This window comes from Anoxynatronum sibiricum, from assembly GCF_039414295.1.
Taxonomy (GTDB): Bacteria; Bacillota; Clostridia; order Peptostreptococcales; family Tindalliaceae; genus Anoxynatronum; species Anoxynatronum sibiricum.
Genome location: NZ_JBCITM010000033.1, coordinates 1 through 15302, shown reverse-complemented (window position 1 = coordinate 15302; position 15302 = coordinate 1). Strand labels below are relative to the sequence as shown.

At 47.7% G+C, this 15302-nt stretch carries 15 protein-coding genes and 1 other annotated feature; all 15 genes read right to left on the bottom strand.

The annotated features are described in order from the left end of the window. Nucleotides 1–113: GTP-binding protein (locus tag AAIG11_RS17425; protein ID WP_343187490.1), on the bottom strand; the 113-nt coding region annotated here is incomplete at its 3' end. Between the two features lie 47 nt (nt 114–160). Then, on the bottom strand, nt 161–2230 hold the full coding sequence (gene fusA / locus AAIG11_RS17420; RefSeq protein ID WP_343187489.1) for an elongation factor G: 2070 nt from the start codon (nt 2228–2230) through the stop codon (nt 161–163). Nucleotides 2231–2334: 104 nt separating this feature from the next. Next, complete coding sequence (gene rpsG / locus AAIG11_RS17415) at nt 2335–2805, bottom strand: 30S ribosomal protein S7 (RefSeq protein ID WP_343187488.1); 471 nt, start codon at nt 2803–2805, stop codon at nt 2335–2337. A gap of 140 nt (nt 2806–2945) precedes the next feature. Next, a complete protein-coding gene (gene rpsL, locus AAIG11_RS17410; protein ID WP_283410680.1) occupies nt 2946–3362 on the bottom strand; it encodes a 30S ribosomal protein S12 in 417 nt (138 codons plus the stop codon). Nucleotides 3363–3400: 38 nt separating this feature from the next. Further along, nucleotides 3401–3646: a ribosomal L7Ae/L30e/S12e/Gadd45 family protein gene (locus AAIG11_RS17405; RefSeq protein ID WP_343187487.1), complete on the bottom strand. Its 246-nt coding sequence runs from the start codon at nt 3644–3646 to the stop codon at nt 3401–3403. Nucleotides 3647–3852: 206 nt separating this feature from the next. Next, nucleotides 3853–7383 carry a DNA-directed RNA polymerase subunit beta' gene (rpoC, locus tag AAIG11_RS17400; RefSeq protein ID WP_343187486.1) on the bottom strand — a complete coding sequence of 1177 codons (3531 nt, stop codon included), beginning with the start codon at nt 7381–7383 and terminating at the stop codon, nt 3853–3855. A gap of 56 nt (nt 7384–7439) precedes the next feature. After that, a complete protein-coding gene (gene rpoB / locus AAIG11_RS17395; RefSeq protein WP_343187485.1) occupies nt 7440–11183 on the bottom strand; it encodes a DNA-directed RNA polymerase subunit beta in 3744 nt (1247 codons plus the stop codon). A 356-nt stretch (nt 11184–11539) separates the two neighbouring features. Beyond that, on the bottom strand, nt 11540–11905 hold the full coding sequence (rplL, locus tag AAIG11_RS17390; RefSeq protein WP_283410684.1) for a 50S ribosomal protein L7/L12: 366 nt from the start codon (nt 11903–11905) through the stop codon (nt 11540–11542). A gap of 59 nt (nt 11906–11964) precedes the next feature. Then, nucleotides 11965–12471, bottom strand: coding sequence for a 50S ribosomal protein L10 (rplJ, locus tag AAIG11_RS17385; protein ID WP_343187484.1), 507 nt, complete (start codon nt 12469–12471; stop codon nt 11965–11967). A 32-nt stretch (nt 12472–12503) separates the two neighbouring features. Next, nucleotides 12504–12630: a sequence feature (ribosomal protein L10 leader region), on the bottom strand. 17 nt (nt 12631–12647) lie between these two features. Beyond that, nucleotides 12648–13346: a 50S ribosomal protein L1 gene (gene rplA, locus AAIG11_RS17380; protein ID WP_343187483.1), complete on the bottom strand. Its 699-nt coding sequence runs from the start codon at nt 13344–13346 to the stop codon at nt 12648–12650. 50 nt (nt 13347–13396) lie between these two features. Beyond that, complete coding sequence (rplK, locus tag AAIG11_RS17375) at nt 13397–13822, bottom strand: 50S ribosomal protein L11 (protein WP_283410687.1); 426 nt, start codon at nt 13820–13822, stop codon at nt 13397–13399. An 83-nt stretch (nt 13823–13905) separates the two neighbouring features. Then, a complete protein-coding gene (gene nusG / locus AAIG11_RS17370; RefSeq protein ID WP_283410688.1) occupies nt 13906–14424 on the bottom strand; it encodes a transcription termination/antitermination protein NusG in 519 nt (172 codons plus the stop codon). A 63-nt stretch (nt 14425–14487) separates the two neighbouring features. Then, nucleotides 14488–14703, bottom strand: a complete 216-nt coding sequence (gene secE, locus AAIG11_RS17365) for a preprotein translocase subunit SecE (RefSeq protein ID WP_283410689.1) — start codon at nt 14701–14703, stop codon at nt 14488–14490. Between the two features lie 37 nt (nt 14704–14740). Then, the gene (gene rpmG, locus AAIG11_RS17360; RefSeq protein ID WP_283410690.1) at nt 14741–14890 is read right to left on the bottom strand and encodes a 50S ribosomal protein L33; all 150 of its coding nucleotides are present in this window, start codon (nt 14888–14890) and stop codon (nt 14741–14743) included. Between the two features lie 284 nt (nt 14891–15174). Continuing rightward, on the bottom strand, nt 15175–15302 hold a 128-nt coding region (locus AAIG11_RS17355), incomplete at its 5' end, for an EF-Tu C-terminal domain-related protein (RefSeq protein WP_484477167.1).

The following is a 15302-nucleotide window of genomic DNA, read 5'->3' as shown; positions in this document are numbered from 1 at the left end:
TTGTTCAGTACTGAGGTGATGGCCGCTGTCAGCGTGGTTTTGCCATGGTCAACGTGACCAATGGTTCCAATGTTTACGTGGGGTTTTGTTCTTTCAAATTTTGCTTTTCCCATTTTCGTTCCTCCCTAAATTGTTTATTCATAGTTTGACATGCAACAGGCTAACCCTTCATGATCTTTTCTGCAATGCTGTTGGGCACCTGCTCAAAGTGATCAAAGTGCATGGTGTAATTGGCACGTCCCTGTGATTTTGAACGAAGGTCTGTGGCATATCCAAACATTTCCGCCAGCGGTACCTGAGACTTGATCACCTGAATGCCATTGGCACGCGGTATCATTCCTTCGATTCTGCCGCGTCGGGAGTTCAGATCGCCGATCACGTCGCCCATATATTCTTCAGGAGTAACCACTTCCACACGCATGTAAGGTTCCAGCAATACTGGCTTGGCTTTCTTCATACCGTCTTTGAAAGCCATGGATCCTGCAATTTTAAAAGCCATTTCAGAAGAATCCACTTCGTGGTAGGATCCATCCAGCAGTTCAACCCGGAAATCCACCACTTCATAGCCAGCTAAAATACCATTGCTCATACTGCCCTGAATCCCCTGATCTACTGCAGGAATGTACTCTTTTGGAATTGACCCGCCAACAACCTTGCTTTCAAACAAGTATCCGGCACCAGGTTCCTGAGGAATCATTCGCATCTTAACATGACCGTACTGACCTTTACCACCAGACTGACGGGCGTATTTGGCTTCCACGTCAACGGTTTCAGTGATGGTTTCTTTGTAGGCTACCTGTGGTTTGCCCACATTTGCTTCCACTTTGAACTCGCGCATCATTCGATCAACGATGATCTCAAGGTGCAGTTCTCCCATTCCAGCAATAATGGTCTGGCCGGTTTCTGTGTCTGTATAGGTTCGGAAAGTGGGATCTTCTTCTGCCAGTTTCTGCAGTGCAATCCCCATTTTTTCCTGACCTGCTTTTGTTTTTGGTTCGATGGCAACATTAATAACCGGCTCAGGAAACTCCATGGATTCCAGGAGAATCTGATGATCAGGATCGCACAGAGTATCCCCTGTAGAAGTATCTTTCAACCCCACGATGGCCGCAATATCACCGGCATATACTTCAGAAATTTCTTTACGGGTGTTGGCATGCATTTGAAGAATGCGGCCAACACGTTCTTTTTTCCCTTTTGTAGCATTGTAAACATAGGAGCCTGACTTCAAAACTCCGGAATAAACCCGGAAGAAAGCCAGCTTTCCCACAAAGGGATCTGCCATGATTTTAAAGGCAAGGGCAGAGAAAGGTTCTTCATCGCTGGGGTGACGTTCCATCTCCGCTTCACCATCGAGGTCAGTACCTCGAATGGCTTCAACGTCCAGCGGTGAAGGCATGAGTTGAACAATCCTGTCCAGCAGCATGGTGACGCCTTTGTTTTTGTAGGAAGATCCACACAGTACCGGAGTCATGGAAGTTTGAACAGTGCCTCTTCTGAGACCTTTAATGACTTCTTCCCGGGTAATGGTTTCTCCTTCCAGGTATTTCATCATCAGCTCTTCGCTGGTTTCTGCCACAGCTTCCATCATTTGTTCACGATAGGTCTGGGCTTTTTCTTCCATTTCGGCAGGAATTTCTTCCACGCGAATGTCTTGACCCAGATCATCCAGGAAAATGTGCGCTTTCATATCAACCAGGTCGATAATCCCCACGAAATCCGCTTCGCTGCCGATGGGCAGCTGAATGGGTACCGCATTGGTTCCCAAACGTTCTTTCATCATGCCCACTGCCTGGTAAAAGTCTGCACCCATGATGTCCATCTTATTGACGAAAGCCATGCGGGGAACCTTGTATTTATCAGCCTGTCGCCAGACTGTTTCTGATTGAGGTTCAACGCCGCCTTTAGCACAGAAAACTGCAACGGCACCATCAAGCACTCGCAAAGACCGTTCAACTTCAACCGTGAAGTCAACGTGTCCTGGTGTGTCAATTATGTTGATACCATGGCCATTCCATTCACAACTGGTGGCCGCGGAGGTGATTGTAATACCGCGCTCCTTTTCTTGCTCCATCCAGTCCATCTGCGAGGCCCCATCATGGGTTTCACCAAGTTTTCTAATACGGCCTGCATAAAACAGAATCCGTTCAGTGGTGGTGGTTTTACCTGCATCAATATGTGCCATGATTCCAATGTTTCTTGTTTTTTCAAGCGTAAACTGCCTTGGCACCGTGATCCTCCTTCCAACATGCCGACAAACAAAAGCTCTGAAACGAACTGTGCATTCGCCATTTTACCGATGCAAATGCACAGATGATTTCCTGATTGCCGGTATTACCAACGATAATGCGCAAAAGCTTTGTTGGCTTCTGCCATTTTATGTGTGTCTTCACGTTTTTTAACAGATGCTCCCATGCTGTTGGCAGCATCCATCAATTCTTTTGCCAGTCTCTCTTCCATGCGCTTTTCGCCACGGAGACGGGTGTACTTAACCAACCAGCGAATTCCCAGTGTCTGACGACGCTCAGGTCTGACTTCCACCGGCACCTGGTAGTTGGCACCTCCCACACGTCTGGCTTTTACTTCGAGAACAGGCATGATATTGTTCATGGCTTTCTCAAATGTTTCCATTGGGTCCTGTCCGGATTTTTCCTTAATAATATCAAAGGCACCATATACAATCCGCTGGGCCACCCCTTTTTTACCGTCCAACATAATGCCGTTGATCAGCTTGGTGACAACCTTGCTTCCATACATGGGATCCGGAAGTACCAATCGCTTCGGTACATTTCCTTTTCTCGGCACGTTTCTTCCCTCCTTATCTGTGAATCCAGCCAGAATTCACCGGTACTCGACATTCATTGAATGCCGTTGTGCGTTCTCAGCGTGATGAGACCAGGAAATGAATCCTATTGATTCATCTATGCTAAAACGCAATCACGTCATTATTTCTTTTTGGGTCGTTTCGCTCCATACTTGGAACGACCCTGCATTCTGTTGGCAACGCCAGCGGTGTCCAGAGTACCACGAACAATATGGTAACGAACACCAGGAAGGTCTTTCACTCTTCCCCCACGAATCAGAACGACACTATGTTCCTGCAGGTTGTGTCCCATTCCGGGAATATAAGCAGAAACCTCGATTTGATTTGTGAGACGTACCCTTGCCACTTTTCGAAGTGCAGAGTTTGGTTTCTTAGGCGTCACTGTTTTAACGGATGTGCAGACACCTCGCTTTTGAGGAGCACTCTGATCTGTGGATGTTCTGTTCAAAGAATTGAAACCTTTCAGCAACGCAGGGGCATCTGACTTTTCCATTTCAACTTTTCGGCCTTTTCGAACCAGTTGGTTAATGGTTGGCATGTTTTCACCTCCTTTTCATTTAATCACTTGACTCTCATTTATTTTAGAACCGCAACCACGGTTGCTCCCACATCAATGCCGCAAAACTTGCCCAGCTTTTTCCGGCTTTCCACCGGTACAATTTCCACTTGCTTTTCCAGTGCCAGTTGGCGCATTTTATCCAGCAGGTGCGTTTCCGCATCTGTTGCCAGGTACACACACTTAACACCCTGGCCTTCTGTCAGTGAGCGGGTAACCTGCTTAATCCCCACCACTTTTTTCTCATGTTGAAGCAACTCCAACACTTTGTTCTCCTCCTCCGTGCTCCCGACTTCTGAATACTCCGCATGCTTCACGCGAGTGAATCAGATACATCAGGAAGGCCGCCGGAGCCTCGACTCCGGCGAAGTCCTGTCTTTTGAAGGGTTTAAGCCCTTTTTACCAGCTAACACACTTAACTATTCTAACACTTGGCAAAATGAGTGTCAACAATAAGTTGATGAAGATTGTGTTAAAACGATTCTGATGAATCTGCATCCATCTCCGATATATCTGTTTCTTTCAGATCAAGAGCCACATCCATATACCGTTTCATACCCGTTCCTGCCGGGATCAGTTTGCCAATGATCACATTTTCTTTCAGGCCGATGAGGAAATCCTCTTTTCCTTTAATGGCCGCTTCGGTGAGCACCCGGGTAGTTTCCTGGAATGACGCTGCTGATAAAAAGGACTCAGTTGCCAGAGAGGCTTTGGTGATTCCCAGCAGCACACGCTTGCTTTGAACCGGTTCGCGTCCTTCTTCAACAGCCTTCCTGTTAATATCTTCAAGCGTGTAGACACTTTCCAGCGTGCCCGGCAGCAGGTCTGACTCACCGTCGTCTTCGATTCTCACTTTACCCAGCATTTGTCGCACAATCACTTCAATGTGTTTATCGTTAATATCAACGCCCTGCATTCGGTAAACGCGCTGTACTTCTTTAATGATATAGTTCTGCACGCCACCCACATCTTTGATGCGAAGGATATCATGAGGGTTGACTGAGCCGTCAGTAATTTCCTCAGCAGCTTCAATCATTTGCCCTTCTTTAACCCGAATGCGGGAACCATAGGGAATCTCGTACACCTTTTCTTCTTCTGCGTTGCGTACGTGAACTTCCCGTTTCTTTTTACTTTCAACCAGACTCACCGCACCGTCGATTTCGCTGATGATGGCAAGTCCTTTAGGTTTTCGGGCTTCAAAAAGTTCTTCGACACGAGGAAGACCCTGGGTGATATCTGCCCCGGCAACACCACCGGTATGGAATGTTCTCATGGTCAACTGAGTTCCAGGTTCTCCAATGGACTGGGCAGCAATGATTCCCACAGCCTCGCCCACTTCCACCTGTTTGCCGGTGGCCAGATTGCGTCCATAGCAGACTTTGCAGATACCGTATTTGGTTTTACAGTCAAGGATGGATCGGATTTCAGCCCGTTGAACGCCTGCTTCAATAATGCGCTCAGCATCTTCTTCCATGACCATTTTGCCTTTTTCCAGCAACACCGCGCCGGTTTCCGGATGAAGAATATCTTTCAGAAGATAACGGCCCACCAGTCGATCATACAACTCTTCAATCATCTCGTTGCCGTCTTTGAAGGCTTCCACCGTCATGCCCACTTCAGAGCCACAATCCTCTTCACGAATAATGACATCCTGAGACACATCCACCAGGCGGCGGGTTAGATAACCCGAATCTGCTGTTCGAAGAGCTGTATCGGCAAGTCCTTTTCGGGCACCATGGGTAGAAATAAAGTATTCCAGCACAGTCAGGCCTTCGCGGAAGTTTGATTTAATGGGAACTTCCACTGTATGTCCACTGGCATTTGACATCAGTCCGCGCATACCACCCAGCTGCCTGATCTGGTTTTTGCTTCCCCGTGCACCTGATTGAGCCATGATAAAGACGTTGTTCATTCGGTCAAGTCCACTCATCAAGGCATCTGTCACTTTTCCGGTTGTGTCTTCCCAAACAGCCATGACTTTCTCGTAACGTTCGTCATTGGAAATCAGTCCCCGGCGGTAAACCTGCTCGTACTGATCCACCTTTTCTTCTGCCTGTGCGATTAAGCCGGCTTTTTCTTCGGGAACTTCCATATCTGAAACAGCGATGGTGACAGCACCCCGAGTAGAGAACTTAAATCCGATATACTTAATATAATCCAGCATTTCTGCGGTTGCAAGATTCCCATATTTGCGATAGCACTTGGAAATAATCTTGCCCAGCGCCTTTTTGTCGCAGACAAAATCCACTTCCAGCGAATACGCATCTTTTTCACGATCCACAAAACCCAGAGACTGGGGCAGTTTTTCATTGAAAATAAAGCGTCCCACCGTACTTTCAACCAATGCTCTCTCTGCTTTTTCCGGGTGCTTCATGCGCACCTTTACCATGGCATGCAGGTCAACTTTGCCGGTGTCGTATGCCATAAGCATTTCTTCAAAATCCTTGAAAATCATCCCTTCTCCTTTAGATCCGGGAATATCAATGGTCAGGTAGTAGCTTCCCAGTACCATATCCTGAGTAGGCGTGGTAATGGGCTGACCGTCTTTGGGCGCCAGAATGTTGTTGACTGACAGCATGAGATCGTGGGCTTCTGCCTGGGCCTTTGCTGACAGTGGAACGTGTACCGCCATCTGGTCGCCGTCGAAATCAGCGTTATACGCGGTGCACACCAGTGGATGGAGTTTAATGGCCTTTCCTTCCACCAGTACCGGCTCAAAAGCCTGAATTCCAAGTCGGTGAAGGGTAGGGGCCCGGTTCAGCAGCACTGGATGATTCTTAATGACTTCTTCAAGCACATCCCACACTTCGGGTCGCACTTTTTCCACCATACGTTTGGCACTTTTGATATTATGGGCATGCCCATCTGCCACCAGTGTTTTCATGACGAAAGGTTTAAAGAGTTCCAGAGCCATCTTTTTCGGCAGACCGCACTGATGGAACTTCAGCTCCGGTCCTACTACAATAACAGAACGTCCAGAATAGTCTACACGTTTCCCCAGCAGATTCTGACGAAAACGTCCCTGTTTCCCTTTCAGCATATCTGACAGAGATTTCAACGGGCGGTTGCCTGGTCCTGTTACCGGCTTGCCCCGTCGGCCATTGTCGATGAGAGCGTCAACCGCCTCCTGAAGCATGCGTTTTTCATTGCGCACAATGATATCTGGCGCGCCAAGGTCCAGTAATCTTTTGAGGCGGTTATTGCGGTTAATGACCCGGCGGTACAAATCATTAAGGTCAGAGGTGGCAAATCTGCCACCGTCCAGCTGTACCATCGGCCGCAGATCCGGCGGAATCACCGGTACCACATCCAGAATCATCCAGTCTGGTTGATTTCCAGATCTTCTGAAGGCTTCCACTACTTCCAGGCGCCGAATGGTACGCACTCTTTTTTGTCCCGAACTATCCTGAAGGCGTTGTCTCAAGTCTTGATTCAGTTCTTCCAGGTCTATTTGCACCAGTAACTCTTTAATGGCTTCTGCACCCATGGCTGCCTTGAAGTATTGCCCCGACTTACGGGCGTGATCCATGGCTTCACCGAACTCTTTTTCTGTCAGAATCTGTTTGTGGCTCAGGTGGCTGTCGCCGGGATCTGTCACCACATATGCCGCAAAGTAAAGCACTTTTTCAAGGGAACGGGGTGACATGTCCAGCAGTAATCCCATTCGGCTGGGAATTCCCTTGAAATACCAGATATGAGACACCGGTGCCGCCAGTTCAATGTGGCCCATTCGATCACGACGCACTTTTGACTTGGTGACTTCTACGCCGCACCGATCACAAATAACGCCTTTATATCGCACCCGCTTGTATTTACCACAATGGCATTCCCAGTCTTTCGTGGGACCAAAGATCTTTTCGCAGAACAGACCTTCCTTCTCAGGCTTAAGGGTGCGGTAATTGATGGTTTCGGGTTTTTTGACTTCTCCCTTTGACCATTGCCGGATTTTCTCAGGCGAGGCCAGGGATATTCGCAGTGATTTAAAATGATTCAATTCAAACAAGGAGCTTCTCCCCTTTCAGTTCTTGCTGGTCTGAACCTGTTGCCGAAAGCAGTTGATTACAGATCTTCGTCATCTTCAATAACTTCATGTGTCAATGCCTCGGCATCATCTTCTTCAAATCCAGTAATAGACATCATGGATGACTCCAGCTCTTCTTCATCCACATCACGCGATTCACTGATTGCCGGACCTGTATCTTCCTCATCTTCCAGGGGTTCCGGATCAGTCTCGCGCTCCGGCAAAAGATCCTTGCGATCGGTATCCAGAGATTCTATTTCATCATCAGCAGCGTCCTTAATTTCAATTTCATGATTGTCATCTGTCATCACCTGAATGTTCAGGCACAGACTCTGAAGCTCCTTAATCAGTACTTTGAAAGACTCAGGCACACCAGGTTCTGGAATGGTTTCACCTTTAACGATGCATTCGTAGGTTTTCACACGACCCACCACATCATCGGATTTCACTGTCAGAATTTCCTGAAGGGTGTGAGCAGCGCCATAAGCTTCCAGTGCCCAGACCTCCATTTCACCAAATCGCTGACCGCCAAACTGAGCCTTACCACCCAGGGGCTGCTGTGTTACCAGCGAGTAGGGGCCCGTGCTGCGCGCATGAATTTTATCATCCACCAGATGGTGAAGTTTCAACATATACATGTAACCCACGGTAACAGGGTTGTCAAAAAACTCGCCGGTGCGGCCATCCTGCAACTGGATTTTTCCTGATCGTGGATAACCTGCCATTTCCAGGGCCTCCATCACATCATGTTCATTGGCACCATCAAATACCGGTGTTGCCACTTCCCATCCAAGGGCTTTGGCTGCCAGACCCAAATGCACTTCAAGTACTTGTCCAATGTTCATTCGAGAAGGAACGCCCAGCGGATTCAACACTATATCAAGGGGAGTTCCATCCGCCAGGAAGGGCATATCTTCTTCCGGCAGAATTCTGGAAATAACCCCTTTGTTACCATGACGTCCGGCAATTTTATCACCAACATTGATTTTTCGTTTTTTAGCAATATACACGCGTACCAGTTCGTTAACTCCTGGAGAAAGCTCGTCGCCATTTTCCCGGGTAAACACTTTTACATCAACAATAATACCAGATTCACCGTGGGGTACCTTCAGCGAGGTATCCCTTACCTCACGGGCCTTTTCTCCAAATATGGCCCGCAACAGACGCTCTTCTGCCGTCAGTTCCGTCTCCCCTTTAGGAGTGACTTTTCCCACCAGGATATCACCGGACAGAACTTCTGCACCAATGCGGATAATGCCACGTTCATCCAGGTCTTTTAGAGCATCTTCTCCAACGTTGGGAATGTCTCGTGTGATTTCTTCCGGCCCCAGTTTTGTATCACGTGCATCCGCTTCATACTCTTCAATGTGAATGGATGTCAGTACATCTTCTTTAACCAGGCGTTCATTGATGAGAATGGCATCTTCATAGTTATAGCCTTCCCAGGTCATAAAGCCAATCAGACAATTGCGGCCAAGGGCAATTTCTCCCTGGTGAGTGGAAGGACCGTCTGCGATGACGTCGCCTGATTTCACCCGTTGTCCTTTGACAATAATCGGTTTTTGATTGACGCAGGTTCCCTGGTTGGAGCGCTTGAATTTCAACAGGTTGTGGCGGTCGATCTGACCGTCAGCATCCCGCCTGATGAGAATTTCTGTACCAGTCACCCGTTCAATCACGCCGTCATTTTTAGCAATCACCACAACACCAGAATCTCTGGCTGCTTTATACTCCATCCCTGTTCCGATAACCGGAGGTTCTGCAATTAACAAGGGTACTGCCTGACGCTGCATATTCGATCCCATAAGGGCACGGTTGGCATCGTCGTTCTCCAGAAAAGGAATCATGGCGGTTGCCACCGAAACAATCTGCTTCGGAGAAACGTCCATGTAATCTGCCTCTTCCCGGGGAACCATATCAATGGCTCCTTCAATGGTTCTGGAAGCAACCCGTTTGTTGATGAAATGGCCTTCTTCATCCAGTGGTTCATTCGCCTGTGCGATGGTGAGCATGTCTTCCTCGTCGGCAGTCAGGTACTCCACTTCTTTGGTAACCCGGCCTTCTTCCTGGATGATTTTGCGATAGGGAACTTCAATAAACCCATATTCATTGACACGGGCAAAGGTACTCAGCGAGTTGATCAGTCCAATGTTTGGCCCCTCTGGTGTTTCAATGGGGCACATGCGTCCATAATGGGAGTGATGCACATCTCGAACTTCGAATCCGGCACGTTCCCGCGATAATCCACCAGGTCCAAGAGCTGAAAGACGTCGCTTATGAGTCAGTTCAGCCAATGGGTTGGTTTGATCCATAAACTGTGACAGCTGTGAACTGCCAAAAAACTCCTTGATGGCAGCGACCACGGGACGGATATTAATGAGCGCCTGAGGGGTTACCAGATCAACATCCTGGATGGTCATTCTTTCCTTAACCACCCGCTCCATACGGGAGAGCCCGATGCGAAACTGATTCTGGAGCAATTCTCCCACCGAACGCAGACGCCGGTTGCCAAGATGGTCAATGTCATCCACCCGTCCGATTTCATGAGCCAGGTTGAACACATAGCTGATAGAGGCAATGATATCTGCCACAATGATGTGTTTCGGATTCAGTTCGCGCACACGCTCTTTCAGTGCCTGTCGAATCTCATCTTCTGTTTTAAAGGTATCCAGTATTTCCTTCAGGACAGGATAGTACACTTTGTCACGCAGGCGAATGCCTGAAAGGTCAAAGGGTACATGTACTTTAATGTCCACAAAATGATTGCCAATGACCTTGATCACCTGATTTTCCTCGGAATAAACCAGGGCCTGGTTAAGTCCTGTATTCTGTATGGCTTCGGCGACATGACGGGTGATCTTCTTGCCTGACTCCACCAACACCTCACCGGTTCGGGGATCAACGATGTTTTCTGCTGCCTTGCGGTACATGATGCGAGTTGCAAGTGCCAGTTTTTTATTGAATTTATAACGCCCCACCTTTGCCAGATCATACCGCTTTGGATCAAAGAAAAGGGAGTTCAGTAATGAGGTGGCGCTTTCAACAGTCGGCGGCTCACCAGGGCGTAAACGCTTATAGATTTCCAGCAATGCTTCTTCGGTTGTGGTGGTGTTGTCTTTTTCAAGGGTTGCCAACAAACGCTCATCTTCACCCAGCAGATCAATGATTTGTTGATCTTTTGAGTAACCCAGCGCTCGAAGCAAGATGGTAATGGGCTGCTTTCGGGTACGGTCGATACGCACCGAAACCACACCATTTGAGTCTGTTTCGTATTCCAGCCAGGCACCCCGGTTAGGGATCAGCGTCGATGAGAAAAGCATGGTGCCGGCTTTGTCATATTCTGAATGGTAATAAACCCCGGGAGAACGAACCAACTGACTGACAATCACACGTTCAGCACCATTGATAATAAAGGTCCCCGTCTCGGTCATAATGGGAAAATCGCCCATGAACACTTCCTGCTCTTTGACTTCGCCAGTTTCTTTATTGATAAGCCTTACCTTCACCTTAATAGGGGCTGAGTAGGTCATATCACGTTCCTTGGCTTCTTCCACACTGTATTTGGCAGATTCTTCCAGTTTGTAATCCACAAATTCCAGGATCAGGTTTCCGGTATAATCTTCAATAGGGGAAATATCATTAAAGACTTCTCCCAGACCTTCTTCCAGAAACCAGCGATAGGATTCCTGCTGAATCTCAATCAGATTGGGGACTTCAAGAATTTCTTCAATTCTTGAGTAGGACATTCGCTCTTTGTTGCCAATTTTGACGGGATGTGGCATGCCGGGCTTCACTCCTTGTGATCATAGTAAATTCTATCGTGAAATGAAAAATCCCGCATGGGTTCATTCGGTCGCCAGGACCAAAATGCTTTGAACGGAATTTTCATGAATACAGGGGTTACCTCAATGTGGAGTTCAAACATTGAAATACGTTGACGCGGCAACACTCTGACGGGTGATACGCATGGGTTGCCGCCAGATTTGATGCGCAGAAAAAAAGACTTTTATGCAATGTATAATATTATCACAACGAAATACAAGTTGTCAACAAAAAGCGTCTTCTCAGAAATGTGTTATTCTGTCGAAGACGCTTTTACCGTCATTATTGATGGATCATTTTTCTTCTGTAAGATGAACTACTTCAGTTCAACACTGGCGCCAGCTTCTTCAAGTTTGGCCTTGATGGCTTCTGCTTCTTCTTTTTCAGCACCTTCTTTAACTGGCTTCGGAGCATTGTCAACCAGCTCTTTGGCTTCTTTAAGTCCAAGACCGGTCAGTTCGCGCACTACTTTGATAACGCCAATTTTGGATGATCCGGGGCTGGTCAGAATTACATCAAAATCAGTTTTTTCTTCTTCAACAGCTGCTGCAGCTCCGCCACCAGCCATCATTACAGGAGCACTTGCGGATACACCAAATTTCTCCTCTGCTGCTTTCACCAGTTCATTCAGTTCTGTAACTTTCATATTTTCAATCGTTTCAAGAATTTGTTCGATCGTCATTCATGACACCTCCATTAATATTGCCCTTAAGGGGCTTGATTGATTGGTTGACTCGTTTCCTAGCTGGCTTCGCCTTCGGCAGACTTTTTGTCGATTACTGCCTGCAACAAATATGCGAAGTTGCTCACTGGTGCCTTCAGGCTGCCCAGCAGTTTTGCAATCAGCACTTCTCTTGCCGGGATGGAAGCCAGTTCATTCACTTTTGCTTCATCCAAGAACGCACCTTCCACAATACCTGCTTTTAACTCAAGGCTTTTGTGGGTTTTGGCGAACTCACTGCCGATTTTTGCAGGGATGATCGGATCGTCATAGCTGAAAGCAATGGCGTTGGGCCCATCCAGCAATTCTGAGAAATCACTCAATCCTTTTTCCTGAATCGCTCGTTTCACCAGTGTGTTTTTATAAACTTTGTAATCCACACCTGCTTCACGAAACTGTTTTCGCAGTTCTGTGACTTCTTCCACTGTCAGACCTCGGTAATCAAACAAAATAGCTGCAGTGGATTTTGAAAACTTATCGACAATCTCTTCAACAATCGCCTTCTTCATCTCGATGGCTTTTGACATACGCAATGCACCTCCTTTTGGTTCTGGTTCCGCTTTTACGAAACAAAGCCCCGTTGCTGGTGACAGCACGAGGCCTTTTTCTCTATTTCGAAAAAGCCTCGGCAGGATGTTTAAACAGTCAACTGTCCCTGCGGTCTACGGCAGAGTATTCAATGTTGTGAACCTCTGGTTCCGGTCTAAGACATCACTTTGTTGGGGTTGATGCGAATGCCGGGTCCCATGGTGCTTGTCAGGGTAACACTTCTCATGTACTGGCCTTTGGAAGCTGCAGGTTTTGCTTTCACAACCGCATCCAACAGCGCTCTCAGATTATCTGTCAGCTTGTCGGCTTCAAAAGACTTTTTCCCGATGGGTACATGGATGATGTTGGTTTTATCCAGACGGTATTCCACTTTACCGGCTTTGATTTCATTGACGGCCCGTTCCAGTTCAAACGTCACTGTTCCGGATTTCGGGTTTGGCATAAGACCCTTGGGGCCAAGCACACGACCCAGACGGCCTACAACACCCATCATATCAGGAGTTGCCACCACCACGTCGAACTCAAACCAGTTTTCTTTCTGGATTTTTTCAACCATCTCGTCGCCACCCACAAAGTCGGCACCGGCTTTTTCTGCTTCGGTTACTTTTTCACCTTTTGCAAATACCAGTACTTTCTTTGTTCTACCTGTTCCGTGGGGCAATACCACAGCTCCCCGGACTTGCTGATCTGCGTGGCGGGAGTCGACTCCCAGCTTCATGTGCAGTTCAATGGTTTCATCAAATTTTGCAGATGGAAGCTGCTTCAGCACTTCCACCGCTTCAGCGACATCATGCATTTTTGCACTGTCAAACGCTTTGAGAGCGTCTTGATACTTTTTGGCTTTCTTTTTCATTGGTTTTCCTCCTTGTGGTCCCATCGGCCAAAGGGCCTCCCACTAAATTCCTATTCTTCCACTTCAATGCCCATGCTGCGGGCAGTTCCTGCAATCATGTTCATTGCAGTTTCAACACTGGCTGCATTCAAGTCAGGCATTTTCAGTTCAGCAATTTCCCGCACCTGCGCTTTTTTGATTTTGCCAACTTTGTTCTTGTTGGGTTCCCCGGAAGCTTTGTCAAGTCCGATGGCCTTTTTAATCAAAACAGCTGCTGGCGGTGTTTTGGTGATAAATGTGAAAGAACGATCCTGATAAACAGTAATGATCACCGGAATGATCAAGCCTGCCTGATCTGCTGTCTTGGCATTGAATTCTTTACAGAACCCCATGATGTTGACACCATGCTGACCAAGGGCCGGACCAACTGGCGGTGCCGGTGTTGCTTTGCCGGCAGGTATTTGCAGCTTGATTTGTCCCACAACTTTTTTTGCCATTAATTCCACCTCCTTTATGGGATGGTCACACGTCCGTCAGGAGTGTGCGATTGCCTAATGAGCGGTTTCCCCTTATCGCCGGATTACAGGGTCTCCACCTGATGAAATTCCAGCTCAACCGGTGTCTCCCGGCCAAACATGGAAATTAATACCTTAAACGTCTGTTTGTCCATATTGATTTTTTCAATGCTGCCAATGAAACTCTCAAAGGGACCACTGATGACACGAACAGAGTCTCCCACCTGAAAATTGATGTCGTGGCGAATGATTTCCACACCCATATTGCGCACTTCATCTTCTGTCAGTGGGACCGGTTTGGAGCTGGGGCCCACGAATCCGGTAACGCCACGGGTATTGCGCACCAAATACCAGGACTCATCTGTCATCACCATCTTCACAATGACATAGCCTGGAAACAGCTTTGATTCTTTGATGCGTTTTTTTCCATTTTTAATTTCAATTTTTTCTTCCATTGGAACCCTGACTTCCAGGATCACGTCTTCCATGCCTCGGTTTTCCACCATTTTTTCGATGTTAACCTTCACTTTGTTTTCATGGCCGGAATACGTATGAACCACATACCATTTTGCCTGTTCTGACATATCTGAAGGATACTGCCTGTGACAGTGTCCCTTTCCCCCCTTTGAGCCTGGATAATCTGACGGTTATCGGATAATCATGTTCAACCCGAAGCCAAAAACAGTGTCCAGCACCCACAGGGCCAATGTTGCCATCAGGCAGACAGCTACAACAACCGCTGTATGGTTTTTGAGTTCTTCTCTGGTTGGCCAGTGGACTTTTTTCAACTCTGCCCGTGAGCTTCTAACATACTTGCCAATTGATTGGGATTTTGTCGGAGCCGTTACAGTCTGGTTCGCCACGGTGCTTCACATCCTTTTTTTCTTTATCCGCCGCTGTTTACTTGGTTTCACGGTGCAGTGTATGCGCACGGTCAAACTTGCAGTACTTTCTCAGCTCAATGCGGTCCGGATCATTTTTCTTGTTCTTGGTGGTATGGTAATTTCTTCTTTTGCATTCGGTACACGCCAGTGTTACTTTCACTCTCATCCTTCACACCTCCCTGTCAGGCTCCCTAAAGCCCCCTTGCTGTTCTATCCAAGCCTTTACCGGGCTTTACAACTCGTTAACTGGTAGAATATACCATATTTCACCAAGCCTGTCAATCGTATTTCACCAGCAGGCCGTTGTTTTTTGTCTGGCAAACAAAGGACCAGCAGCTACCTGGCCCTCGGTGTTATCTCTTGATTCTGTTGCGGCAGGCTGTCAGACTCCGGTTTTCCACCGTCGCTCCGGCCTGCCGCAACAGCGTTTCTTGCTAAATGTGCTGTCTTCTACTCGATGATCTGAGCGACAACACCGGCACCTACTGTTCGGCCGCCTTCGCGAATGGCAAATCGCAGGCCTTCTTCGGTGGCGATGGGGCTGATCAGTTCGATGTCCATGGTGATGTTGTCACCAG